Source organism: Bacillus sp. FJAT-45350, from assembly GCF_002335805.1.
GTDB lineage: Bacteria > Bacillota > Bacilli > Bacillales > NISU01 > FJAT-45350.
In genome coordinates this window covers 457,143-483,395 of record NZ_NISU01000002.1, presented here as the reverse complement: position 1 = coordinate 483,395, position 26,253 = coordinate 457,143, and the positions used below count along the sequence as shown (strand labels likewise).

Below are 26,253 nucleotides of genomic sequence, written 5' to 3'. Positions count from 1 at the left end.
TTACGGTCATGGTCAGTACAATAAAGTCTATGACAAGACCTAGAGTGATATGAATAAAATTTAACAAAAGATATAATCTTATGTTCTATATTTCCGTTTCAGTGAGATTTATAGTTTTAAAAGGAGTTCCTCATATCAAAAAGGAGTTACAGCACTATACCTGTAACTCCTTTTTATTATGAAACTAACAAGTAAATGCAGTAAATGTCTATCGTAAATAAAATCGGGGGATTAGAAGAGGGTTTAACTTAGTTGACGTTTAATATTCCCAAGTTCTCTTTCATTTCGAACGGCTTTCTCCCAGATAAAGTCCTGGTCATATTCTAGTTCTTTTAATTTGTTCATGACCTCAATGTGTCGCTGTTCGCTTTTATTATTTAAACTCTGAATATCACTTTGCATTATTCCCATGTCCTGCTTATGGTCTTTTGTGTCCTTTTTAAGATCTTTTATATCCATCTTAAGATTTCTTATATCACTCTCCATCGGTCCAACTATCTTCAATAACTGAGTTAACATTTGTTCCACTTTATCATTGCTCATATTAATCACCTCCTGTATTTCCTTTCATTATACATCAGTACATTTTAATTTGTAAGAGCCTATTACATTCAGTAAGCCAATCATGAAAAGAGGTTGTGCCACAAGATAATTGATCTTTTGACACAACCCCCTAATTTCTATTTATTTCAGTTTTGAAAATGCAATTTCTGCTGCCGTAATTGTTTTTTCGATATCTTCCATTGTGTGCTTCGTTGAGAGGAACATCCCTTCAAATTGCGAAGGTGGTAATGATACTCCCTGATTTAACATTTCTTTAAAGTATGCTTTGAAATAGTCTAAATTTGAAGTTGATGCTTTTTCAAAGTTTGTCACTTTTTCATTTGTAAAGAAGAAGCCAACCATTGAACCAGCTCTGTTAGATGTATGTGGGATATCATACTTTTTCGCAGCTGCCCCTAATCCCTCTACTAAACGATCTGCTAACTTATTAAAATGCTCATAATCCTCTGGCTTTAGCTGTGATAAAGTTTCATAACCAGCTGTCATCGCAAGTGGATTTCCTGATAAAGTACCAGCTTGATAAATTGGTCCAGCCGGTGCAATTTGTTCCATAATTTCACGCTTACCACCATACGCTCCTACTGGTAAACCACCGCCGATTACTTTACCTAGACATGTTAAGTCTGGAGTTACATCTAGTTCTCCTTGTGCACAATTGTATCCAACACGGAAACCAGTCATAACTTCATCAAAAATTAATAGTGTACCGTTTTCTTCTGTAATACGTCGAATCTCCTCTAGGAAGCCTGGCACTGGAGGAACAACTCCCATGTTTCCTGCTACAGGTTCAACAATAACCCCAGCAATATCGTCTCCAAATGTATCAAAAGCATATTGGAAACTTTCTAAATCATTATAAGGAACTGTCAATGTGTTTTGCGCTACGCTTTCCGGTACACCAGGGCTATCCGGTAATCCAAGTGTCGCTACACCCGATCCAGCCTTGATTAAAAGTGAGTCACCATGTCCATGGTAGCACCCTTCGAATTTAAGGATTTTGTTGCGACTAGTAAACCCACGAGCTAGGCGTAATGCACTCATCGTTGCTTCTGTCCCTGAATTAACCATACGAACAACTTCAATTGAAGGAACACGGTCAATTACAAGTTCTGCAAGTTTCGTTTCTAATTCACTGGGTGCACCAAAGCTAGTTCCTTTTTCAGTTACTTTCTTTAACGATTCAACGACTTGGTCATCTGCATGTCCTAGAATTAATGGTCCCCACGATAGAACATAGTCAATATACTCGTTTCCATCTATATCATAAATTCGTGAGCCTTTTCCACTTTCCATGTAAACCGGGTCCATATCAACTGATTTAAAAGCTCGTACTGGGCTATTTACTCCACCTGGCATAAGTGGTTTTGCCTTTGAAAATGCTTCCTTTGATTTATCAAAGCTTCTCATCTATTTGTCACCTCGTTGGTTTAATTATGAATTATGTGTTATGAATTGGTTAACCTTTATAACTTAATATTAACCAACTTACCCATGTACTCCTACTTCTTTAGCCATCTTGCTACATCTTTTGCAAAGTAAGTCAGAATTAGGTCTGCACCTGCACGCTTCATGCTAAGTAGTTTTTCCAATACTACGCTTTTCTCATCGATCCATCCATTAATACTAGCTGCTTTAATCATCGAGTATTCGCCACTTACGTTGTAAGCAACAATTGGGTAGCCTGAAAAGTCCTTTACTTCTCGAATGACATCTAAGTATGATAGGGCTGGCTTTACGATTAAGAAGTCTGCTCCTTCTTCCATATCTGACTCTGCTTCACGTAACGCTTCTAAACGGTTCGCAGGATCCATTTGATATGTCTTACGATCACCGAATTTAGGCGAGCTATGAGCCGCATCACGGAATGGTCCGTAGAAAGCCGAAGAATATTTTACCGCGTATGACATGATTGGCACATCAACAAAGCCTGCTTCGTCTAACCCATGACGTATCGCTGCAACAAATCCATCCATCATATTTGAAGGAGCAATAATGTCAGCTCCTGCCTTCGCTTGAGACACTGCTGTTTTAGCTAAAAGGTCCAACGTTGGGTCATTTAATATTTTTCCTTCTTCAATGACACCACAATGTCCGTGGTCAGTAAATTGACATAAACACGTGTCAGCAATCACTGTTAAATCAGGATGGGCTTCTTTAATTTGACGAATCCCTTGCTGAACAATACCATGGTCGTGATATGCTGAGGTACCAACATCATCCTTATCATGAGGGACACCGAAAACGATAACTGCTGGAATCCCTAAATGAACTACCTCGCTCACTTCTGCATCTAAAAGGTCTAAAGAAAACTGGAACACACCTGGCATAGATGCTACTTCATTTTTTACATTTTCACCTTCGGTTACAAAAATAGGATATATTAAATCTTCAGTATGTAGGGAAGTTTCTCTTACCATCGAACGAATCGATGAACTTTGTCTTAAACGACGATGTCTACGAAAGTTTACGTCAGTCATTGCTCTTCCTCCTCTAAATAATCAATAATCGCTTGAATTAAACCATCGATAGTATATGTACTTGCCACAATATGAGGTGTAAGCCCATATTGTTCTGCTGTTTTTGCAGCGATTGGACCAATGCATGCAAATGTTAGCTGATTTATGTAGTTTTCCCAACTTTCATCACGAAGTAGCATGACAAAATTTTTTACTGTAGATGAGCTTGTAAACGTAATAATGTCTACGTCTTTATTCATGAGTAATTCTTGCAACTTTTCCTTTGAACGAGTTTCAATCACATTTTCATAAATCACTAGCTCAGTTAGTTCTAAATCCATTTTGGAAAGCTTTCTAGGTATCAAATCTCTTGCAAGATTACCTTTTGGAAACAAGACCTTCTCTCCAGCTTGCAACGTCTTCACTAATTCTTCTGACAAGCTTTCAGCAACAAATTCATCAGGTATTAGAGAAGGAAAAACACCATACTGCGCTAAGGCTTCTTTTGTTTTAGTACCCACAACAGCTATCTTGATATCATTAAGATATTCGAACGCAACGTTAAACTCTTCAAGAAAATCAAAAAAGAAGTGAACCCCATTAATACTCGTAAAAATAAGCCAATCATATGTATGTAAGCTTGATAATGCTTGTTCAATCTCTTCTTGTTTCACTGGCTTTTGAAATGTAATGAGCGGAACTTCTATAGCCGTCCCGCCATTACTTTCGATTTTTTCTGTAAAACTTTTAGCTTGGTCCTTTGCCCTAGTAACTAAAATTCTACGAGATTGAAGAGGTGATTCTTTCATTATTGGTTAAGCTCTTTCTTTACTTTATCGAGAATCTCTTTTGCACCCTTCTCAAGTAACTGACCAGCAACTGCTTGTCCTAACTCAACTGGGTCCTTCCCTGTCATTGTTTCATGAAGGATTGTCTTTCCATCTGGACTACCGACTAATGCTGTAATCTTGATGTCTTCTCCGTCAAGCGTACTATACGCTGCAATCGGAACCTGACAGCCTCCTTCAATTTTATAAAGAAATGCACGCTCAGCTGCCACTGTACGAGCAGTCACGTCGTCATTAATATGCTGTAATAAATCAATTACTTCTTGATCATCAGAGCGACATTCAATACCTAATGCCCCTTGTCCAACTGCTGGAATACAAACGTCTGGCTCTAAAAATTCAGTTACAATATCCTTCGACCACCCCATGCGCTCAAGCCCTGCAGCAGCTAAAATAATTGCATCAAAGTTCTCTTCTTTTAATTTACGTAAACGAGTTTCAATGTTTCCACGAATCCACTGTATTTCAAGGTCAGGACGCTGTGCTAAAATTTGTGCAGAGCGACGTAAACTACTTGTTCCTACAATTGAACCCGCAGGTAAATCAGCTAGCTTTACATGATCGTTCGAAATAAAAGCATCACGTGGATCAACACGCTTTGTAGTCGCAGCAAGTGTAAATCCTTCATGAAGCTCAGAAGGAACATCCTTCATACTATGAACTGCTATATCAATCTCTTTATCCATCATCGCTTGCTCGATTTCTTTAACAAACAAGCCTTTTCCACCAACTTTTGAAAGGGTAACATCAAGAATTTGATCTCCCTTTGTCACGATTTTCTTAATTTCAAACTCAAAAGGCGCGCCAGCTTGTTTTAATTGGTCAATTACCCATTCCGTTTGAGTAAGAGCAAGATTACTTTTTCTTGAACCGATCACTATTTTTCTCATAACATCCTCCAATATTATAAATCTACATCTATTATAAACAAGGTCAAAGAGCAATTGCGAATTTAGAATTGCAAATTGCCATAGATTTAATTTGAAATTTGAAATTTGCAATTTGCAATTCCAACTTATAACTCATAACTAATCACTCATAATTCATAATTAAATTTAGTACCAAAGATGAAACTTTGAGAAACTGCTTGATAGAAAGTAGTTAATTAACACAAGTAAAAAGCCTACGATATTCAACATTGCCATTGAATAACCCCTTGCTTCTTTGACTACTCGTTGATACAAATAAGCCCCATAAACAGCTAATACCGTTAATGAGCTAATGACTTTCGCATCCAACCATGGTAATTCACCAAGTTTAATTGATGCCCATATTAATCCTAATATAATTCCTAACAGAAACACTGGGAATGAAATCAACGTTGTCCAGAATGCCATTTTATCTAGCTTAGAAAGGCTTCCATATCGAAGCAAACGCTTCCCCCAATTTTTTCGCTTTAGCATATTATGCTGCAAGCTGTACATAACCGAAAAAACAAATGCCAAAGTAAAGGCGGCATATCCGAATATCACCATAAAGACATGTATGATAAGTAATTCTGAAATGAGTAGTTGTGAAAGCTCTGGAGGTACGTCTCCTGTTGGTGTGAACACACTTAATGCCATAAGGACAAAACCAACAACATTTGTAAAAAAGACTAGAAAATCCACTGGGAAAAACCAGTTAATAAACAAAGATAAGCTCACTAGTACCCACGCATAAAAGAACATACCTTCAAAGGAGGTTAGTACGGGTAATCGGTTAAATTCTAGCATTCGTAAAACAAAAAAACACGTTTGAAAAATCCAGACAATCGAAAGCAACCAGAAGGCAATCCGATTGACCTTCCGGTTGTGTTGAATAAAATCAATAAAATATCCTAATACACTCAAACAATAGAGAATAATAATGACGAGGTAAAACCAATTTAAACTAACCACTGAAATAACTCTCCTCTAGGAGCGAACAACGACACTTTCAGTCTGTCTAGCAGGAACAAACTCTTTCTTCTTTAATTCCCAGTCGCCTTCAACTTGGTTGATTCTTTCTTTTTCCCTCTCTCTAACTAGTTGAGCTGTTAATTCTTCCTCAAGTGCAAATATCTTTGTGAATAATGCCAATGATTCATTTGCATTTTCATCTGCCGAAAGCTCTTTTACTCTTGTAATTGGATCACGTAATAACTGGTTTACGATACTCTTTGTATGTTTACGAAGTACTTTTTTGTCCCGGTCTGAAAGATGTGGAAGCTTTCTTTCAATGCTTTCCATCGTTTCAGCTTGTACAGTTAATGCTTTTGTGCGTAATGCAGAAATAAGAGGCACAACACCTAATGTATTTAACCAGCTCTTAAACTCATCAATTTCTGCTTCTATCATTAATTCAATCTTTTCTGCTTCTACTTTGCGCTCTTCTAAGTTAGCTTGAACAATACCTTCTAAGTCATCAATATCATATAAATAGATATCATCGTAATCAGCAAGAGCAGGGTCAAGATCACGCGGTACCGCAATATCAACCATAAATAATGGACGACCACGGCGTTTCTTCACTGAACCTCGAACAGAGTCAGCTGTAATAACGTAATCTCTAGCACCAGTTGAACTAATTAAAATATCTGCTTCAGCAATCGCCTCTTGAAGCTGTTCCAACGGCTTCGCCTGTCCTAAAAAGCGCTCTGCTAACTCAGCAGCTTTTGCTTGCGTACGGTTGATAACAGTAATTTTCGATGCACCATTAGCATGTAAATGCTTCGCAGTTAATTCACTCATCTTACCTGCTCCTAAAATAAGAACATGTTTGTCAGCAAAATCACCGAAAATTTTCTTTCCTAACTCAACTGCAGCATAACTAACAGAAACTGCATTCGCACCGATTTCCGTTTCGGAATGTGAACGCTTTGCTAGAGTTACTGCTTGCTTAAATAGTTGATTAAAAATTGTCCCTGTTGCATTTTCCTTTTGAGCAAATAAGAATCCATCACGAATTTGACCTAGAATTTGAGTTTCACCAAGCACCATCGAATCTAAACCACATGTTACTCTAAACAAGTGCTCAATTGCGTGATGATCTTCACGTATATTTAAATACTGACTAAACTCTTCTCTTGGCATGTTGAACCATTCAGATAAGAACACCTTCGTGAAGTGACGTCCAGTGTGTAATTGGTCCGCAACAACATATATTTCAGTACGATTACATGTAGAAATAATCGTGCATTCTAGTATACTTTTTGTGCTGCGTAACTGTTGAAGTGCCTCCGATAGCTCAGACTCCTGAAATGAAAACTTTTCACGGATTTCAACAGGGGCAGTTTTATAGTTTAATCCAACAACTAGGATATGCATTTGTTTACTTCACCCCCACAATAATTTAAATCCCCATATTTATGATAAGAAACGATAAGCAACTTTTTAATTAGAAGTTAAACGTACAATGTGCAGCCAAACCATCTAAATATGCTATCACCGTTATCTAATCGTTTATGTTTTTCTATATAATAAAACAATTTTTCTCTTTTTCGACGCATTATGATGATATTATAGCATGTATTTCGGGTAACTCAAAAAAAAATTGTGAACAGATCTTGAAAGCCTATGCTATTATGTTGGTATTGCTTCTTTTTGGTTCATAATTAGGAAGTTTATGTAAGATATACTTTTTATAGTTTGTACTCATGCTTAATCCTTTATTCGGATTTTATTCATAGAAAAAGGTTGTTAGCCTTATTATGATTGTTTAGTATTAAAAAAGGGGGCGAAAGTATGAAAAGAAATGGAATCTTTCCAGGCATACTTCTAATCGGGGTTGGTTTATTCTTTTTATTACGGCAACTGAATCTTCCATATGTTAATCAACTCTTCACATGGCCATCTATCTTACTTGTCATCGGTATTGCCTTTTTAGTGCAAAGCTATGTTGGCAGAGAATCAAATAGCTTATTTCCAGGTTGGCTTTTATTTCTATTAGGACTACACTTTCACTTTCTCATCATGTTCTCATTTTGGCCAAATCACTGGGCAATGTTTACTGTTATTGTTGGTCTATCATTCCTTATGGTGTATAGTCGAACGAATAAAGATGGACTCATTCCGGCTATCATCCTGTTACTGATCTCAGCGCTTGGATTTTTTTATTCAGGCTTTATTGGTTGGTTTCAATCGTTCTTCCATGTCATAGAAGGCTTTTGGCCTATTGCTCTAATTGCTGTTGGTTTGTATTTAATTTTGAAAAAGAAATAGAGGATGTCTTAAAAGGTATATGGCCTTTTAAGACATCCTCTATATTTTTATTCTGGCGTTTCTGATTTCTTTTCGTTAATAAACTTTAAAATCGTATTCCATATTTGCTCTTTTCCTATAGCCGTTTCAGATGAAAAGATTAATAATGGATCATCTGGGTGTTTATTTAGGCAAGTACGAATCTCTTTTAGATGCTTTTCATACTTCCCTTTTGGAATCTTGTCTGCTTTTGTTGCTACAAGAATTACCGGCATTTCATAATGCTTTAACCACTCGTACATCATTTGGTCATCGGCAGAAGGTTTGTGACGGATATCAATGATCTGTACAACTGCTTTTAGCTGTTCTCTTTGCTGTATGTACGTCTCAATCATTTTCCCCCAAGCTTCTTTTTCTTTCTTCGGCACTTTTGCAAAACCATAACCAGGAACATCCACTAACATTACCATTTCATTAACCATGTAAAAATTTAATGTTTGCGTTTTACCTGGTCTCTGTGATGTACGAGCAAGTCCTTTTCGGTTAATCATCTTATTAATAAAAGAAGACTTCCCAACATTTGAACGTCCCGCAAGAGCTACTTCTGGTAACAGTGTTTTTGGGTATTGTTCAGGTTTTACTCCAACCGTATGGAGTTCTACATTTGTTACTTTCATTTTTTCTCTCCCAATGCATGCTTTAATACTTCATCTAAGTGTGATACTAAAATAAACTCTAGCTCATCGCGGACACTTTCTGGAATATCTTCTAAGTCTTTTTCATTATCCTTAGGCATGATTATTTTTGTAATACCTGCTCTATGAGCACTCATTGACTTTTCCTTTAAGCCTCCAATTGGTAGAACACGACCACGAAGTGTAATCTCTCCTGTCATACCAACCTCTTTTTTTACTACTCTTCCTGTAAGAGCAGAAATTAAGGCTGTTGCCATCGTTATCCCTGCAGAAGGACCATCTTTAGGTGTAGCCCCTTCTGGTACATGGATATGGATGTCACTTTTTTCATGAAAGTCAGGTTCTATATTAAACTCTTCTGAGCGAGAACGAATATAGCTAAATGCTGCTTGTGCAGACTCTTTCATTACATCGCCGAGCTTCCCAGTTAAAATCAATTTGCCTTTCCCTGGTGTTACTGATACTTCAATTGATAGTGTATCACCACCAGCTGTTGTATAGGCTAAGCCAGTTGCTGCTCCTACTTGATCTTCTTCCTCAGCTTGACCGTAACGGAATCTTGGTTTCCCAAGCATTTCATCTACCATTTTCGTTGTAAGAACAACTTTCTTCTTTTCACCAGAAACAATCATTTTGGCTGCTTTACGACAAAGTGTTGCCATTTGTCGTTCTAAGCTACGTACACCTGCTTCTCTCGTATGATAACGGATAACTTTAATTAATGCATCATCTTTCACTTGAAGCTTCCCTTTCGTCAGACCATGCTCCTTAACTTGCTTCGGTAGTAAATAGTCCTTAGAAATGTGTAGCTTTTCAAGCTCAGTATAGCCAGCAATTGAAATAATCTCCATACGGTCAAGTAAAGGCCCTGGAATAGTGCCGATATTATTGGCAGTCGTGACAAACATGACTTTTGAAAGGTCATAAGACTCTTCAATATAATGATCACTAAATGTATTGTTTTGTTCAGGGTCAAGGACCTCTAGCAACGCTGCAGCAGGGTCTCCTCTGAAATCATTTGCCATTTTATCAATTTCATCTAATAAAAATACAGGATTTATCGTTCCAGCCTTCTTCATTCCTTGAATAATTCGACCAGGCATTGCTCCTACATACGTACGACGGTGTCCTCGTATTTCTGCCTCATCACGAACACCACCAAGTGAGATTCGAACAAATTCCCTTTGTAATGAACGAGCAATCGAACGAGCTAGAGATGTCTTCCCTACCCCTGGAGGTCCAGCTAAGCATAGAATAGGCCCTTTTAACTCATTCGTTAATTGTTGTACTGCTAAATATTCAAGTACACGTTCTTTTACCTTTTCTAAACCATAGTGGTCCTCATTTAAAATTTCTTCTGCATGATTTACATCTAAGAAATCTTCTGTTTCCTTCGTCCACGGCAGATTAATAAGCCAGTCAATATAATTTCGGATAACGGAGCTTTCAGCTGAACTTGCTGGCATTTTTTCATAACGCTCAAGCTCTTTAATTGCCTTCTCTTTTACATTTTCAGGCATATTCGCTTCTTCAATACGCTCTTTTAATGTGGCAATCTCACCAGTTTTACCTTCTTTATCGCCTAGTTCTTTTTGAATTGCTTTCATCTGTTCACGCAAATAGTATTCCTTTTGCGTTTTTTCCATTGATTTTTTTACACGCTGACCAATCTTCTTCTCTAGACCAAGAACCTCTTTTTCATTATTTAAAATCTCAATTAATTTTAAAAGACGTTCTTTTACAATTGTCATCTCTAATATTTCCTGCTTTTCAGCAATCTTTAATGGTAGATGAGAAGAAATTACATCAGCTAATCTTCCTGGCTCTTCGATGTCAGCTACAGAAGCCAGTGTTTCTGCCGAAATCTTTTTCGATAGCTTAATGTATTGTTCAAATTGCTGGAGAAGACTTCTCATTAGTGCTTTCTCTTCAGTACCAGCCTCTACAATATCATCTTCTAGGATTGTCATTTCCACTTCAAACATATCTTCGTTGTCTTGAAAAGAATCAATTCTTGCTCTGCTTAATCCTTCTACTAAAACACGAATTGTGCCATTTGGTAGCTTCAGCATCTGTTTAACCTTAGCAAGTGTACCTATGGAAAAAATTTCTTCTTGTTTGGGCTCATCAATTGATATTTCTTTTTGTGTTGATAAAATAATTTCATGGTCTTCAACCATTACTTTTTCTAGGGCATTTACTGATTTACTACGCCCAACATCTAAATGAAGAACCATTGAAGGAAATACAAGTAATCCCCTTAACGGTAATAATGGTATTACCCGTGTTTTCTCATCAGTCATACGAAAAACACCTCCAAACAACCTAATACGTATCCTACAATATTGTTATAAATATATCGATCAAAATTATAGCATCTTGTACAATTTTATCCTATCAATGACTCTTTGTCTAATTCAAAACAGTGTTGCTTCCTTAATATCTATTACTTTTCTTATAATTTCGAAAATAAACAGGTTCTCTTTGGCTTACTTATTGAATTTTGAAGAATAAGAAAAACCGCAAAGCGGTCTTTTCTTATACTTGAGTAGCTGGAGATTGGAATGATTGGCTAGCCGGAATAACTTCCTCTTCTCCAACTTCTTCATAAATCGAATGCTCTAACACTTCTTCTAAACGAGTTACAGGAATAATTTCAATTCCTCCAATTTCTTTCAGAATTGCTTGCTCATTGTCTTTCGGTATAATAACTTTCGTTGCTCCAGCCTGTTTAGCTGCCTCTATTTTTGCTACGACACCACCAATTGGTTTTACCGTTCCATGAATACCAATTTCACCAGTCATTGCAACAGTATTAAGAACTTTTTCATTATTAATAGCTGAATATATACCTACCGCAATTGCAACACCTGCTGAAGGTCCATCAACTGGTGTACCACCAGGAAAATTAATATGGATATCAAAATCGGCTGTAGGTACGCCCATTTTTCTAAGTACTGTTACTACGTTTTCTACAGAGCCTTTAGCCATACTTTTTCTTCTTATTGAACGAGTTTGATTTCCTGTGCTTTCTTCTTCGGCAATCCCTGTTATATTTATCTGTCCTTTACCCTTTGTTGGGATAACATTAACCTCAATCTCTAATAAAGCCCCCATATTAGGTCCGTAGACAGCAAGCCCATTAACAATACCAACTTCAGACTTTTCACTAATGCTTCTTTCTGGACGTGGAGACAATTGACTAGAATGTATTACCCACTCGACATCTGAATTTGTGATTTTTTCTCTATCATCACCAGTTGCAATCCCAGCAGCAATTTGAACAACATTTACTGCTTCACGACCATTAGTAGCATATTTCGAAATTCTTTCTAATACTCCATCCTCTACAGCAAAATTTATTTTATCAGCTGCTTTTCTCGCGATTGAAATAATCTCTTCAGGCTGAAGTGCTCTAAAGAAAACTTCAAGACAGCGTGAGCGTATAGCTGGAGGAATTTCATCAGGCGTTCTTGTTGTAGCACCAATTAAACGAAAATCTGCCGGCAATCCTTTTTGAAAGATTTCATGAATATGTCTTGGAATCTGTGTATTTTCTTCATTATAATAAGCACTTTCTAAGAATACTTTACGGTCCTCAAGAACCTTTAGTAGTTTATTTAATTGGATCGAGTGAAGCTCACCAATTTCATCAATAAATAACACACCACCATGAGCTTTGGTAACAGCCCCTTGCTTCGGTTGTGGTATTCCAGCTTGTCCCATTGCACCAGCACCTTGATAAATCGGATCATGGACAGAACCTATTAACGGATCCGCAATCCCTCTTTCATCAAAACGAGCTGTTGTCCCATCTAACTCAACAAAAACGGCTCCAGGCTTAAATGGTGTTTTCTCATTTTTCTTTGCTTCTTCAAGTACCAATCTTGCAGCCGCTGTTTTACCAACGCCTGGAGGTCCATAAATAATCACATGCTGTGGGTTAGGTCCGCACAGTGCTGCACGTAAAGAGCGAATACCTTCTTGCTGACCTACAATCTCATCAAAGCCTGTTGGTCGGACTTTCTCCGATAAAGGCTCACTTAATGTAATTGAACGCAATTTACGAAGTTGGTCCATTTCTTTTCTTGACTCTCTGTCTACAGAGACCTTTTGAGTACGTTGATTTTTTAACAAGTTCCAAAAGTATAGACCAATAATCACACCGAAAAATAATTGAATGAACAAGGCAATCCCTGTTAAATTCATATGTGTCCCCCCTAAGATGTTTGTCATTTTCTCTTAGTATCTCCGAGAAAATCCCTAGTAAACAAAAAATCCCTAACCAACATATGTCAGTTAGGGACTTCTATTCACAACCTTAAGGTTATCGTAATGCTAAAAAACATTATCTTTTAAGCACTTTCCTTAGGTTCTTTTTCTAATTTAATTTCTTTACCATCTTCAGTTTTCAAGATAGGCATCTCATTGTCTGTTACGCACTTGTCATGGATGACACATGTAACAACATCTTCTCTTGATGGTAAGTCAAACATTACGTCTAACATGATACCTTCAATTATTGAACGTAGTCCACGAGCACCTGTTTTTCTTTCAATTGCCTTCTTAGAAATTTCTCGAAGGGCATCATCAGTAAACTCAAGCTCGACGCTATCAAGTTCTAATAATTTTTGATACTGCTTAACAAGCGCATTTTTTGGCGCTGTTAATATTTCAATTAACGCCTCTTCATCTAATGGCTCTAAGCTTGAAATAACTGGTAGACGTCCAATGAATTCAGGGATTAAACCGAAACGTAATAAATCTTCAGGTAGAACCTTTGCTAAGTATTCACCTGGCTTTAAGTCTTCCTGTTTCGTTTCAGAGCCAAAACCAATGACTTTTTTACCTAAACGGCGTTTAATAATTTGTTCAATTCCATCAAATGCTCCACCACAAATAAATAAAATATTTGTTGTATCAATTTGGATAAATTCTTGATGTGGATGTTTACGACCACCTTGAGGAGGAACGCTTGCTGTCGTTCCTTCAAGAATTTTCAGTAGTGCTTGCTGTACACCTTCACCTGATACATCACGAGTTATTGATGGATTCTCTGATTTACGTGCTACTTTATCAATTTCATCAATGTAGATAATTCCTTTTTCTGCCTTTTCTACGTCATAATCAGCTGCTTGGATTAGCTTTAATAAGATGTTTTCTACATCTTCCCCTACATAACCAGCTTCTGTTAATGAAGTTGCATCCGCAATCGCAAATGGTACATTAAGGATTCTTGCAAGTGTTTGTGCAAGTAACGTCTTACCACTACCTGTTGGACCAATCATAGCAATGTTACTTTTCGCAAGTTCAACATCATCTGATTTACTCAATGAATTGATACGTTTGTAATGGTTATAAACAGCGACTGAAAGTGATTTCTTCGCTTGCTCTTGACCTATTACGTAGTCATCAAGGATTTCTCTAATCTCTTGAGGCTTTGGAATTTCTTGAAATTCAACTTCTTCCTCTGTTCCAAGCTCCTCTTCAACGATTTCCGTGCAAAGTTCAATACACTCATCGCATATATAAACACCAGGTCCTGCGACCAGTTTACGTACTTGGTCTTGTGTTTTACCACAGAAAGAACATTTAAGCTGTCCTTTTTCATCGTTAAATTTAAACATTCTATCACCCCTTACAATTTTTGTGGAAAAGCTAAATTTGTATGCTTATGCCCATCACATTTTTTTACAAAACCAGATTTATGTATTGAATTGTATCACAGAATCCTTTTCGAGCGTTAATAGAACACTCATATTAATATGTATACAGTGAAGACACAGCAAACATACATGCTTTTACACGATAACAAAATAAAATCCTATTTCTTAGTAATTCAAGACGGAGTCGAAAAACTCCTTTTTTTACATTATGTAGTTTTTTACTAAACTTTTCCTTGAACTAAAAATTTATCCAAGCATTAAATTGATTATAAATGTTTCCATAAAAATAAACTTGTACTACATTTTATAAAAACCCTATGCGACTCATTTTGCACAAACTATGGAAACTTCATACTACCTAATTACAACCTAGTACAATCATTTAAAGAATGCTCTTTAATTATCCATAAAGGTGTAGAAAACAAGGCACGAATGATTCGCGCCTTGTTTTCATATAACATATTAAGCTACAGTAGCACTTTTGCTATTTTCTATTAAGAAATCCACTGCTTTTTGAATTTTAAGATCACCTTTGATTCCATCATATCCACCTTGTGCTGCGAAGATTTGCTTTAACTCTTCAACAGTACGTTGGTACATTTCAGCCATTTTTTCTAACTCAGCATCTACATCATCATCAGAAACTTCAATGTTCTCAGCTTCAGCGATTGCTTCTAGAGTTAGGTTAATGCGTACACGCTTTTCAGCATCTGTTTTGAACTGTTCACGCATACCATTTTCGTCTGTACCTGCAAATTGATAGTACATATCAAGGTTCATACCTTGCATTTGTAAACGTTGGCCGAACTCTTGAAGCATACGATCTGTTTCAGTTGTTACCATTGCTTCTGGAATATCAATCGTTGCGTTTTCAGCTGCTTTTTCAACAACTGTATCACGCTTGTTATGCTCAGCTTCTTGCTCTTTGTTTTTAACTAAATTGTCTTTAAGCTGTGTTTTAAGCTCGTCCAATGAAGCAACTTCTTCGTTTACATCTTTAGCAAACTCATCGTTGATTTCTGGAAGCTCTTTACGCTTAATGTCATGAATTTTCACTTTGAAAGTAGCAGGCTTACCAGCTAAATCTTCAGAATGATATTCTTCTGGGAAGTTAACCTCAACGTCTTTTTCTTCTCCAGATTTTAGACCTACTAATTGCTCTTCAAATCCAGGAATGAATTGACCTGAACCAATTTCAAGAGAATAGTTCTCAGCTTTTCCGCCTTCAAATGCTTCACCATTTACGATTCCTTCGAAGTCAAGTACAGCTGTATCTCCATTTTCGATAGTACCATCTTCAACAACAACTAGCTCAGCTTGTTTTTCTTGAAGTTGCTTTATTTCGTTATCAACATCTTCGTCAGTAACTGTTACGTCAACTTCTTCAACTTCGATTCCTTTGTAGTCACCAAGTTGTACAGCTGGCTTAACGATTACTTTCGCTTTGAAAATAAGGTTTGAACCTTTTTCCATTTGCTCAATATCGATATCAGGACGATCTACTGGCTCAATTCCAGTTTCGTCAATTGCACTTGCATATGCTTCTGGAAGTAAGATATCAAGAGCATCTTGGTATAAAGATTCTACACCGAAACGTTGCTCGAACATACCACGAGGAATTCTCCCTTTACGAAATCCAGGTACATTTACTTTATTCTTTACTTTGTTGAAAGCTTGGTCTAAAGCTGCGTTTACTTTTTCAGCATCAACGTCAACAGTTAAGACGCCTTCATTTCCTTCTAGTTTTTCCCATTTTGCAGTCATTTATTATTTCCCTCCACAATCTTTTAATTCTTACTTAATTAAGGTAAATTCCGATTTTGTATATCATTACATGATTGACAACCATTACATTATAACATATCAACCATTCATTTCAAGAAATTCTTATCTCTCAATCCCTTGAAATACTTGATGTTGGACATCCATTAACTGATTCATATTATGTAATACTTCTTTAAGAGGAACTTCATATGTGTTAGATATTTCGACTTCATCAAAATCAAATCCGTGACTTTCTAGCGCAGTTATGTGAACTGCTGCTGCCCAGACATCTGCATCATCAGTTGAAGACTCTATTGGATAAATAGCAAACAAGTAATGCCACCATATTTCTAGTGAATTCTCGAGTAAGGTTGGGTTTTCACTCTCTAACTCCATTCGAAGCTTTTGTTCAACACTCTCACCAAAGGAAGAATGTTCTAAATCCGATAAGTTAGAAGGGATAACTGAAATTGTTTGATTCAATTTCGTCACTAGAATAGGATCATCTACATTTCTATCCTTTAGTAACTGTAAAGCCATACTTTTTAATAGGATGTCATTTTTCTCCTCTTGTAAAAAAATAGAAATATTCTCAACTAATTGTGGATGTTCACTGTTTTTTAGTGTCTGAATACCTTTCCACTGACGAAGAGGATCATCTACCTTCAAAAGTTCAAATGCTTCATCTACTAATTGCTCATTAAAACTAGCCTCTCCAATTACGGCATCGTCTAAAAGGGGTTCTTCAATCATTTGACGACTAAAGTGTAATAAATGATAGAACGATTCAGCAAGATGAGATGGTATTCTGTCCTCAGCAATAACAGCCTCAAGCATTGTCACAACCTCTTGATATTGTCCTAATTGTACTAGTAAAGAGATATGGACTTGCAGGACATCATAGTAATCACCAATATCTTCTCTCAACATTGTTTCGCTAGCCTCAACTGCCTCCTGGAGTCGTCCAAGTTCAATATAACTTAGAACTATTCCAAGCCTTCCTTGAGGATGATCTGGCTCAAGCTTTAACGTTTCCTCAAAAGATTTAAGAGCCATGTGATAGCTTTTTTCTTTTAAGTAGCCCATTCCCTTGTCAACATACTTTGAGACGAGACCTGGGAACAAAATCACATTTTCTTTTTGGTTGTTTTGTTCGTCGCTCATGAAATCTCTCCAATTTTGACTAAGTCATCATAGTCAGTATAATCGGTCCTTCATATTAGTTTATCAGTTCGTATTTTGAAAAACAATGAATCTAAGTCGTTAGCCTATAGTTTTTTCAATTTAGTAACTAGATATTCTACAGTGTATAGAAAAAGGTAGCTACAAACTCTAGTCTACTTTCAATTATCTGAAAAAGAACGTCACGGAAAATTTTCCGTAGACGTTCTTTTTAATCTTACACGTGTACTTTTTCTTCATATTCTTTGATTTTATCTTGATAACGAAGAGTTAAACCAATCTCATCCCAACCATTTAATAACATTTCTTTCCAATAAGCATCAATTTCAAATGATGATTCAAAACCTTCACTATCAGAAATTTTTTGCTCTTTAAGGTCAACTGTACACTCATAAATATCTTTATCAGCCTTATCCATTAGTTCATAGACTTTTGCCTCATCTAAGCGAATTGGTAAAATCCCATTTTTAAAGCAGTTATTATAGAAGATATCTGCAAAGCTCGGGGAGATAATTACTCTAAATCCATAGTCCTGTAATGACCAAGGAGCATGCTCACGAGACGAACCACATCCAAAATTATGATCAGCAACTAAGATTGTAGAGCCCTGGTTGTGCGTTTGATTTAATTCAAATTCAGGGTTATCTGTCCCATCCGCATTATAGCGCCAGTCGAAAAATAAAAACTTTCCGAAACCAGTACGCTCAACACGCTTTAGAAACTGCTTTGGTATAATTTGGTCTGTATCTACGTTTACGCGGTTCATTGCCGCCACTTTCCCTGTATGAACAACAATTGGTTCCATCTATTCTACACCTTCTATCCTTTTTTATATTAAACTGGTGATTTTACAAATGTACGAACATCAACAAACTTACCTTCAATAGCTGCTGCCGCTGCCATCGCCGGACTGACTAAGTGAGTTCTTGCTCCTTTACCTTGACGACCTTCAAAGTTACGGTTTGAAGTAGAAGCACAGCGTTCTCCTTCTGGTACGAAGTCAGGATTCATACTTAAGCACATACTACAGCCAGATTCACGCCATTCAAATCCAGCTTCAGAGAAGATTTTATCCAAACCTTCACCTTCTGCACGCTTTTTAATCTTTTGTGAACCTGGTACAACGATTGCACGAACGCCTTCTTTTACTTTACGTCCTTTTGCTACCGCAGCTGCTGCTCTTAAATCACTCATACGTGAATTTGTACATGAACCGATGAACACATGGTTAATTTCAACATCTGTCATTTTCGTTCCTGGTTCAAAGCCCATATAATCTAAAGCTTGTTGAATCGCTTTAGTTTCTGAGCCAGTCTTTCCATCTTCAGGGCTTGGAATTGCTTCATCAATACCAATACCTTGTGATGGATTCGTTCCCCAAGTTACCATAGGTTGAATTTCATCCCCTGAGATTTCAACTGAACGGTCATATACAGCACCTTCATCAGTAGCTAATGCTTTCCATTCGGCAACAGCCTTATCAAAATTCTCGCCAGAAGGGACAAATTCTCTTCCTTTTAAGTAATCAAACGTTACTTGGTCAGGACTAATTAAGCCTGCTTTTGCACCCGCTTCAATTGACATATTACAAATTGTCATTCGCTCTTCCATCGTCATACCACGAATCGCATCTCCAGTAAATTCAATTACTGAACCAGTACCGAAATCTACTCCAAATTTAGCAATGATAGCAAGAACAACATCTTTTGCAGTGATTCCTTGCGAAAGTCTTCCTGTTACTTTAACTTCTAGCGTCTTAGGAGTTGATTGCCATAATGTTTGTGTAGCTAGAACATGCTCTACTTCACTCGTACCGATACCAAAAGCTAAAGCTCCGAAAGCTCCATGAGTAGAAGTATGACTATCACCACATACAATTGTTTTACCTGGCTGTGTTAATCCTAGCTCAGGCCCAATAACGTGAACAATTCCATTATCAGGACTATCTAAATCAGCAATTTTTATTCCGAATTCATTACAGTTTTGCGAAAGTGTATCCATTTGTTTTCTAGCAATTTCATCCGTAATATTATAACGGTCAACTGTTGGAACATTATGATCCATTGTTGCAAACGTTAAATCTGGACGACGTACTTTACGGTCACTAAGGCGAAGTCCTTCAAAAGCTTGCGGAGACGTAACTTCGTGTACCATGTGTAAGTCTATATAAAGTAAATTGGGTTTTCCCTCTTCTTCAAGAACGGTATGTTTTTCCCAAATTTTTTCAATAATCGTTTTTGGACTCATTCTCCTCTTCCTCCATCTGAAAACAATATAAGGCGCTACAACCATATTGCTTTCTAATATATTTAATATAAATTAGCTAACTGTCTTAGCTACGTTACTAGTAATTACTTCAATTACCTTTTCTGTCATTTCAGTTGTTGTAAGTACCTTCTCACCTGGTTTAGCGATATCTCCAGTACGATGTCCTTGCTCTAGTACTGTGTTAACTGCATTTCCAACAGATTCTGCTTCTTCTTGAAGACCAAATGAATATTTTAACATCATTGCTACAGAAGAAATCATCGCTAATGGATTGGCTTTGTTTTGACCTGCAATATCAGGTGCAGAACCATGAATCGGTTCAAATAATCCAGGACCGTCACTACTTAAGCTAGCTGAAGGAAGCATTCCAAGTGAGCCTGTAAGCATAGATGCTTCATCACTTAAAATATCACCAAACATATTTTCAGTTACCATTACGTCGAACTGTTTAGGATCGCGGATTAACTGCATAGCTGCGTTATCTACTAGCATGTGCTCTAGCTCAACATCTGGATAGTCTTTACCGATTTCAGTAGCTACTTCTCTCCATACTCGGCTTGACTCTAATACGTTTGCTTTATCAACAGATGTTACTTTTTTACGACGAACTCGTGCAAGTTCAAAAGCTTGTTTTACAATTCTCTCAATTTCACTACGTTTGTAGTAAAGTGTATCAACAACAGCTTCTCCGTCAGCTTCTTGACGACGTTCACTAGGCTGACCAAAGTAAATACCACTTGTTAATTCACGAAGGATCAATAAGTCAACCCCATCTATTACTTCCTTTTTTAGCGTAGAAGAATCAGATAAGCTAGAAAAAGCTACAACAGGACGTAAGTTATTAAATAATTCTAACTCCTTACGGATTCCGAGTAACCCTCTTTCAGGACGCATATGACCTGGTAGGTTATCCCACTTGTAGCCTCCTACTGCTCCTAAAAGTACACTATCACTTTCTTTACATACTTTTACTGTTTCTTCAGGTAATGGTGTGTTATATTCATCAATCGCAACCCCACCAAGTTTTGCGTAAGTATATTCAAATTCATGATTATATTTTTCAGCAATGACATCAAGTACAGATACTGCTGCTTTTGTTACTTCTGGACCAATCCCATCTCCTGGTAATACTGTAATTTTCTTTTTCATTTTAACCTTCCTTTCTTTGTATAAATAATTGAATGTTCAGTAAATAAAGAACGTAAGTATACGCGATTAAATGTATTTGTGGCAATGGCTCCGATCGCTGCGCGTCAACTATGAGAAACCCACTCATAGTTAACTTAAAAGATGGCAGCGTCTTTGCTCATTGCTTCGATTCAACTAAAAAAGGTAAAAGCGACCTTTTTTAGTTGAATCTTAAATATGCACTTCTGTTTCTGTTTCTTCTTCTCGCATTTTTCTGTTAACGATTCGGTTAACAGCGTTTATATAGGCTTTTGCTGACGCTTCTAAGACGTCATGTGCTGTGCCTCGGCCTGTGGATTCAGTACCATCGTAAAGTACTTTTACAAATACTTCTGCAAGGGCATCTCTTCCGCCAGTTATTGATTGAATTCGGTAGTCTAATAGTTTCACTGGAGAGTCTATAATACGCTCAAGTGTATTATAAATTGCTTCGACACTACCTGATCCAGTTGCAGCTTCTTCGACCACTTCATCATTCGGAGTACGCATTGTAATCGTTGCAGTAGGAATGTTTGTTGTTCCATAGTTAACTTGAAGTGTGTGCACTTCATAGTATTTAACTGCTGCGCCGATTTTTTCGTCTGTCATAAGAGCGAAAATATCGTCTTCCGTAATTTCCTTCTTTTTATCTGCAAGCTCTTTGAAAGCTTTGAATACTTTATTTAACTGCTCATCAGTTGCTGTATAGCCAAGTTCTTTAATTTTTTCTTTAAATGCATGACGACCAGAATGTTTTCCAAGTACCATACGATTTGATGAAACCCCAACTAGTTCAGGAGTAATAATTTCATACGTAGTCTTTTCTTTAAGAACTCCATCCTGATGGATTCCGGATTCATGAGCGAAGGCGTTATTACCAACAACAGCTTTATTATTAGGTACAATCATACCTGTTAATTTACTTACTAATGAACTCGTACGTTTAATTTCGTTTAACGTTAATCCAGTTTCTGCCTTGTAAGCATCGCCTCTAATTTTTAATGCAACAGCAATCTCTTCTAATGAAGCATTCCCTGCACGTTCACCGATTCCATTAACCGTACATTCAACTTGGTCAGCACCTGCTTCAATTGCTGCTAGTGAATTGGCAACAGCCAACCCTAAATCGTCATGGCAGTGGGCTGATAATTGCGCTTTGTGGATATTAGGTACATTTTCTCTTAAGTAAGTAAAAATGTGAGTGATTTCTTTCGGCGTAATATACCCTACTGTATCTGGAATGTTGATAACTGAAGCACCAGCATCAATTACCTGCTCAATAATACGGACTAGGAAGTCCAAGTCTGAGCGACACGCATCTTCAGCAGACCATTGAATAATTGGGAATCGTTTTGCTGCATATTTCACAGAAGCTACTGCTGTCTCAACAACCTCATCAGGAGTCATTCGTAATTTGTGTGTCATATGAATTGGAGATGTGGCTAGAAATACGTGAATTCTTGGCTCAGCTCCACCCTTTAATGCTTCCCAAGATATATCAATCTCTTTTTCAAGAGAACGAGATAGCCCAGTTACTGAGCTACCTTTCACTGTATCAGCTATTGCTTTAACAGCTCGAAAGTCCCCTTGGGACGAAGCTGGAAACCCAGCTTCGATGATATCGACACCAAGACGTTCTAATTGTTGTGCAATCTCTAATTTTTCTTCGAAATTAAGATTGACCCCAGCAGATTGCTCTCCGTCTCTTAAAGTAGTATCGAATACATTAATTTTTCGCACTACCTACCACTCCCTTTGATTTGGCTTTTACAAATGGCATCATTTCACGTAGTTCGCGACCAACAACTTCAATTGGGTGCTCACTTTCAGCTTTAGTAATAGCAGTAAATTCTGGACGGTTTGCTTGGTTTTCAAGAATCCACCCTTTAGCAAACTTACCTGTTTGAATGTCAGTTAAAATTTTCTTCATAGCCTTTTTCGTATCTTCAGTTACGATTTGTGGACCTGCTACATAATCGCCCCATTGTGCAGTATCTGAAATTGAGTAACGCATTCCTTCAAGTCCACCTTCATACATTAGGTCAACGATTAGCTTTAACTCATGTAAGCACTCAAAGTATGCAACTTCTGGTTGGTACCCAGCTTCTACAAGAGTTTCGAAACCAGCTTTTACAAGTGCTGAAGTTCCTCCACATAATACTGCTTGCTCTCCGAATAAGTCTGTTTCAGTTTCTTCTTGGAATGTAGTTTCAATAACTCCACCACGAGCAGAACCGATTTGCTTAGCATAAGCTAATGCAAGATCCTTTGCTTTACCAGTAGCATCTTGATATACAGCGATTAATCCAGGTACTCCAGCACCTTCAGTGTACGTACGGCGTACTAAGTGACCAGGCCCTTTAGGAGCTGCTAAAAATACGTCAACATCTGCAGGTGGTTTGATTTGGTTAAAATGAATGTTAAATCCATGAGCAAATACTAATGCTTTACCAGCAGTTAATTCAGGTGCGATAGACTCGTTATATACTTTTGGTTGGTGCTCATCTGGAAGTAGGATCATAATTAAGTCACCTTTAGCTGCTGCTTCACGTACAGGAAGTACTTCAAATCCGTCTGCTACTGCTTGATCCCAAGATGCACCAGGGCGTAATCCAACTACTACGTTTACTCCACTTTCACGTAAATTTAATGAATGCGCATGACCTTGTGAACCGTAACCGATTACTGCTACTGTTTTCCCTTGTAATAAACCTTCGTTGATATCTCCGTTATAATATACATTTGCCATAATAAATCTCTCCTCTAATTTAAATTATTTTTTATTTTGAATTTTTTTAATACACATGTTTAGTTATTTAAGTACTCGACTTGGTTATAATTTTTAGTTAATTAATGTAACACGGTTAGGGTCTATAACCGATTTCTTTGTTCCTCGCTTAAAGGCTGTTATACCTGTACGAGCGATTTCCCTAATTCCATATGGTTGTAACAAATCAATAAATGCTTCAACCTTTTGATGATCCCCAGTTACTTGAACAGTAATACTTTCTCTCCCTACATCGATGATCGTTGCACGGAAAGGATTAACCAACGCTGCAATTTCCCCTCGTTGTTGAGGATTTGCATTGACTTTTACTAAAGCCAATTCCCTAGCAACAATCGGTTCATCAGTTATGTCATGTACCTTCAATACATCAACTTGTTTATGAAGTTGCTTTAAAACTTGTTCTATATTTCTATGATTATCAACTACTACAACAAATGTCATTCTTGAAATAGCAGGATTTTCAGTAATACCAACAGTAATACTTTCAATGTTAAAATTTCTTCTAGCAAACATTCCTGTGATTCGATTTAAAACACCAGATGTATTATTTACAAGTGCTGTAATTGTACGTTTCACGGTTTTACTCCCTCCATTTCGTGATGACCTTTACCAGGAGCAATCATTGGGTACACATTTTCATCACGAGCAACTCGGAAATCCATTACTACTGGTCCTGGATAAGCAAGCGCTTCTTCTAAAGCTTGGTGAACCTCTTCTACTTTCTCAATTTTCATTGCCTTAATATCATAAGCATCTGCAAGCTTTACGAAATTAGGTTGAATTGGGAACAGCGAATTTGAATAACGCTCATCGTAGAAAAGTTGTTGCCATTGTCTAACCATTCCAAGTGCTGCATTGTTAACAATAATAACTTTTACCGGTAAATTAAGTTCTTGTAAGATTGATAGCTCTTGAGCTGTCATTTGAAAACCAGCGTCACCTACGATACTAATGACTGTGGATTCAGGCTCAGCAAATTGTGCTCCAATTGCAGCTGGGAAACCAAAGCCCATTGTACCAAGTCCACCTGATGTAACCCATCTGTTTGGTTTATTAAACTTATAGAACTGAGCCGACCACATTTGATGCTGACCTACATCGGTTGTAATAATTGCTTCACCTTTTGACACTTCATGAATCGCTTCGATTAGCATTTGAGGTTTGATTATTTCTCCCTCTTTTGAATACCATAAAGGATACTCTTGTTTCATTCCTTCAAGAGTTGCTATCCACTCTTTATGTTTTCCTTGCTCTCCAGCCTCTGCAAATAGCATGCTAAGTGCTAATTTCGCATCCCCTACAACCGGAATGTGTGTTTCAACATTTTTACCTATTTCTACAGGGTCAATGTCTATATGAACTACTTTTGCATTAGGAGCAAAGTATTCTAAATTCCCTGTTAATCGGTCATCGAAACGTGCTCCAATGTTAATAAGTAAATCCGTTTCATGAAGTGCCATATTAGCTGTATAGGTACCATGCATCCCAGCCATACCTAGACATAATTGGTGTTCACTCGGGAAGCCACCTATCCCTAATAAAGTAGTAGCAACAGGAATTTCTTGCTGCTCAACGTACTTCAGTAATTCGTCATACGCATGACCATGAAGTACACCAGCTCCAGCTAAAATCACTGGTTTTTTCGCTTGAGTTACCGCTTCTACGACTTTACGTATTTGTAATTTGTTTGGTTTAACAGTTGGTTGGTAGCCAGGTAATTCGATTTCCTTATCGTAATCAAAAATTCCAGTTTGAACTGAGATATCTTTGGGTAAATCAATTAATACTGGACCTGGACGCCCCGTTGTCGCAATATGAAATGCCTCTTTTACAATACGAGGTAAATCTTCAACTGAACGTACTTGATAATTATGTTTTGTTATCGGCATTGTAATTCCAATCATGTCTGCTTCTTGGAATGCATCTGTTCCTATTACTGATGTTGCTACTTGCCCAGTAATAACTACTAGAGGAAGAGAATCAATCATCGCATCAGCAATTCCAGTTACTACGTTCGTAGCTCCCGGACCCGATGTAACAACACAAACACCTGGCTTGCCTGATACTCTCGCATATCCTTCTGCTGCATGGATAGCACCTTGCTCATGCCTTGCTAAAATATGGCGAATCCCTGTTTTATAAATCTCGTCATAGGTTGGTAAAATAGCTCCTCCCGGATAACCGAAAATTACATCAACATTTTCCTTAGCTAATGCCTTAATTAACATACTAGACCCTGACATTACACTGTTCTCTTCAGTTACAACATTATCCACTTGTTTCAACTTGGTACTCACCTTTGTTTCCCCCTTATTACCAGTTGATGTATTAATAAGGAATCACTAAACAAATCGATTTTATCGAAATTTTTAGCTATCCAACAGCATTATAAATAGTAAGTTATTTATTTATGGAAGTATAAAAAAACCTTTCCACCCCAGAAGAAACCAAAATCTATTGGTCTTAAGGGGCGAAAAGATTTTCTTTCCACGGTACCACCCTTATTCATGAACTCTTTACAGAGATCATCTCGTGAACGACTTCCTAGGGTCGTTCTATTTTTAGTAACGAGTGCAGTGAACACCCGACCAACTCTACTCGAAAAATCTTTCAAGCTGATACTCAGAGGTGAGTTCATTAAAGGTGCATCGCCACTTCTCAGCAACAGTGACTCTCTGTACATGCATAAGCTTTA

General features: G+C 37.3%; 21 protein-coding genes and 1 other annotated feature (1 of these 22 cut by a window edge). Of the genes, 1 reads left to right on the top strand and 20 read right to left on the bottom strand.

Annotated features, from left to right (window positions below; translation table 11 throughout):
* Positions 1 to 243 precede the first annotated feature (243 nt).
* From CD003_RS18885 to hemA, 7 genes are all read right to left on the bottom strand, one after another.
* Positions 244 to 543: a hypothetical protein gene (locus CD003_RS18885; RefSeq protein ID WP_096202793.1), complete on the bottom strand. Its 300-nt coding sequence runs from the start codon at positions 541 to 543 to the stop codon at positions 244 to 246.
* Between the two features lie 141 nt (positions 544 to 684).
* On the bottom strand, positions 685 to 1,971 hold the full coding sequence (hemL, locus tag CD003_RS18880) for a glutamate-1-semialdehyde 2,1-aminomutase (protein ID WP_096202792.1): 1,287 nt from the start codon (positions 1,969 to 1,971) through the stop codon (positions 685 to 687).
* A 92-nt stretch (positions 1,972 to 2,063) separates the two neighbouring features.
* Positions 2,064 to 3,041 carry a porphobilinogen synthase gene (gene hemB, locus CD003_RS18875; RefSeq protein ID WP_096202791.1) on the bottom strand — a complete coding sequence of 326 codons (978 nt, stop codon included), beginning with the start codon at positions 3,039 to 3,041 and terminating at the stop codon, positions 2,064 to 2,066.
* The gene (locus CD003_RS18870; protein ID WP_096202790.1) at positions 3,038 to 3,829 is read right to left on the bottom strand and encodes a uroporphyrinogen-III synthase; all 792 of its coding nucleotides are present in this window, start codon (positions 3,827 to 3,829) and stop codon (positions 3,038 to 3,040) included. Before CD003_RS18870 ends, hemB begins: the two co-directional genes overlap by 4 nt.
* On the bottom strand, positions 3,829 to 4,758 hold the full coding sequence (hemC, locus tag CD003_RS18865; protein WP_096202789.1) for a hydroxymethylbilane synthase: 930 nt from the start codon (positions 4,756 to 4,758) through the stop codon (positions 3,829 to 3,831). The genes CD003_RS18870 and hemC overlap by 1 nt, the downstream gene beginning before the upstream one ends.
* Before the next feature lie 165 nt (positions 4,759 to 4,923).
* Positions 4,924 to 5,754 (bottom strand): cytochrome C assembly family protein, encoded by an 831-nt coding sequence (locus CD003_RS18860; RefSeq protein WP_096202788.1) that lies wholly within the window; start codon positions 5,752 to 5,754, stop codon positions 4,924 to 4,926.
* A 9-nt stretch (positions 5,755 to 5,763) separates the two neighbouring features.
* Positions 5,764 to 7,155 carry a glutamyl-tRNA reductase gene (gene hemA / locus CD003_RS18855; protein ID WP_096202787.1) on the bottom strand — a complete coding sequence of 464 codons (1,392 nt, stop codon included), beginning with the start codon at positions 7,153 to 7,155 and terminating at the stop codon, positions 5,764 to 5,766.
* 417 nt (positions 7,156 to 7,572) lie between these two features.
* Here hemA and CD003_RS18850 point away from each other — a divergent pair, with 417 nt between their 5' ends.
* Positions 7,573 to 8,049 (top strand): LiaF transmembrane domain-containing protein, encoded by a 477-nt coding sequence (locus CD003_RS18850; RefSeq protein WP_096202786.1) that lies wholly within the window; start codon positions 7,573 to 7,575, stop codon positions 8,047 to 8,049.
* 47 nt (positions 8,050 to 8,096) lie between these two features.
* Here CD003_RS18850 and yihA read toward each other — a convergent pair whose 3' ends face one another.
* The 13 genes from yihA to ilvB form a co-directional block, all read right to left on the bottom strand.
* Complete coding sequence (gene yihA, locus CD003_RS18845; RefSeq protein WP_096202785.1) at positions 8,097 to 8,705, bottom strand: ribosome biogenesis GTP-binding protein YihA/YsxC; 609 nt, start codon at positions 8,703 to 8,705, stop codon at positions 8,097 to 8,099.
* A complete protein-coding gene (lon, locus tag CD003_RS18840; protein ID WP_096202784.1) occupies positions 8,702 to 11,026 on the bottom strand; it encodes an endopeptidase La in 2,325 nt (774 codons plus the stop codon). Before lon ends, yihA begins: the two co-directional genes overlap by 4 nt.
* A 235-nt stretch (positions 11,027 to 11,261) precedes the next feature.
* Positions 11,262 to 12,932, bottom strand: coding sequence for an ATP-dependent protease LonB (gene lonB, locus CD003_RS18835; RefSeq protein ID WP_096202783.1), 1,671 nt, complete (start codon positions 12,930 to 12,932; stop codon positions 11,262 to 11,264).
* Between the two features lie 146 nt (positions 12,933 to 13,078).
* Positions 13,079 to 14,350 (bottom strand): ATP-dependent protease ATP-binding subunit ClpX, encoded by a 1,272-nt coding sequence (gene clpX / locus CD003_RS18830; protein WP_096202782.1) that lies wholly within the window; start codon positions 14,348 to 14,350, stop codon positions 13,079 to 13,081.
* A 501-nt stretch (positions 14,351 to 14,851) separates the two neighbouring features.
* Entirely contained in the window at positions 14,852 to 16,153 is a 1,302-nt protein-coding gene (tig, locus tag CD003_RS18825) for a trigger factor (RefSeq protein WP_096202781.1), read from the bottom strand.
* Between the two features lie 123 nt (positions 16,154 to 16,276).
* A complete protein-coding gene (locus CD003_RS18820) occupies positions 16,277 to 17,317 on the bottom strand; it encodes a tetratricopeptide repeat protein (protein WP_096202780.1) in 1,041 nt (346 codons plus the stop codon).
* Positions 17,318 to 17,552: 235 nt separating this feature from the next.
* Positions 17,553 to 18,140: a 3-isopropylmalate dehydratase small subunit gene (gene leuD, locus CD003_RS18815; RefSeq protein WP_096202779.1), complete on the bottom strand. Its 588-nt coding sequence runs from the start codon at positions 18,138 to 18,140 to the stop codon at positions 17,553 to 17,555.
* 29 nt (positions 18,141 to 18,169) lie between these two features.
* Positions 18,170 to 19,582, bottom strand: a complete 1,413-nt coding sequence (gene leuC, locus CD003_RS18810; protein WP_096202778.1) for a 3-isopropylmalate dehydratase large subunit — start codon at positions 19,580 to 19,582, stop codon at positions 18,170 to 18,172.
* Positions 19,583 to 19,654: 72 nt separating this feature from the next.
* Positions 19,655 to 20,752 (bottom strand): 3-isopropylmalate dehydrogenase, encoded by a 1,098-nt coding sequence (gene leuB, locus CD003_RS18805; RefSeq protein ID WP_096202777.1) that lies wholly within the window; start codon positions 20,750 to 20,752, stop codon positions 19,655 to 19,657.
* A gap of 210 nt (positions 20,753 to 20,962) precedes the next feature.
* Positions 20,963 to 22,510 (bottom strand): 2-isopropylmalate synthase, encoded by a 1,548-nt coding sequence (locus CD003_RS18800; RefSeq protein ID WP_096202776.1) that lies wholly within the window; start codon positions 22,508 to 22,510, stop codon positions 20,963 to 20,965.
* On the bottom strand, positions 22,497 to 23,519 hold the full coding sequence (gene ilvC / locus CD003_RS18795) for a ketol-acid reductoisomerase (RefSeq protein WP_096202775.1): 1,023 nt from the start codon (positions 23,517 to 23,519) through the stop codon (positions 22,497 to 22,499). The genes CD003_RS18800 and ilvC overlap by 14 nt, the downstream gene beginning before the upstream one ends.
* Positions 23,520 to 23,612: 93 nt before the next feature.
* Positions 23,613 to 24,134: an acetolactate synthase small subunit gene (gene ilvN / locus CD003_RS18790; protein WP_096202774.1), complete on the bottom strand. Its 522-nt coding sequence runs from the start codon at positions 24,132 to 24,134 to the stop codon at positions 23,613 to 23,615.
* The gene (ilvB, locus tag CD003_RS18785) at positions 24,131 to 25,801 is read right to left on the bottom strand and encodes an acetolactate synthase large subunit (RefSeq protein ID WP_373558588.1); all 1,671 of its coding nucleotides are present in this window, start codon (positions 25,799 to 25,801) and stop codon (positions 24,131 to 24,133) included. The genes ilvN and ilvB overlap by 4 nt, the downstream gene beginning before the upstream one ends.
* Positions 25,802 to 26,021: 220 nt before the next feature.
* Positions 26,022 to 26,253, bottom strand: a binding site (T-box leader) (it continues 27 nt past the right edge of the window).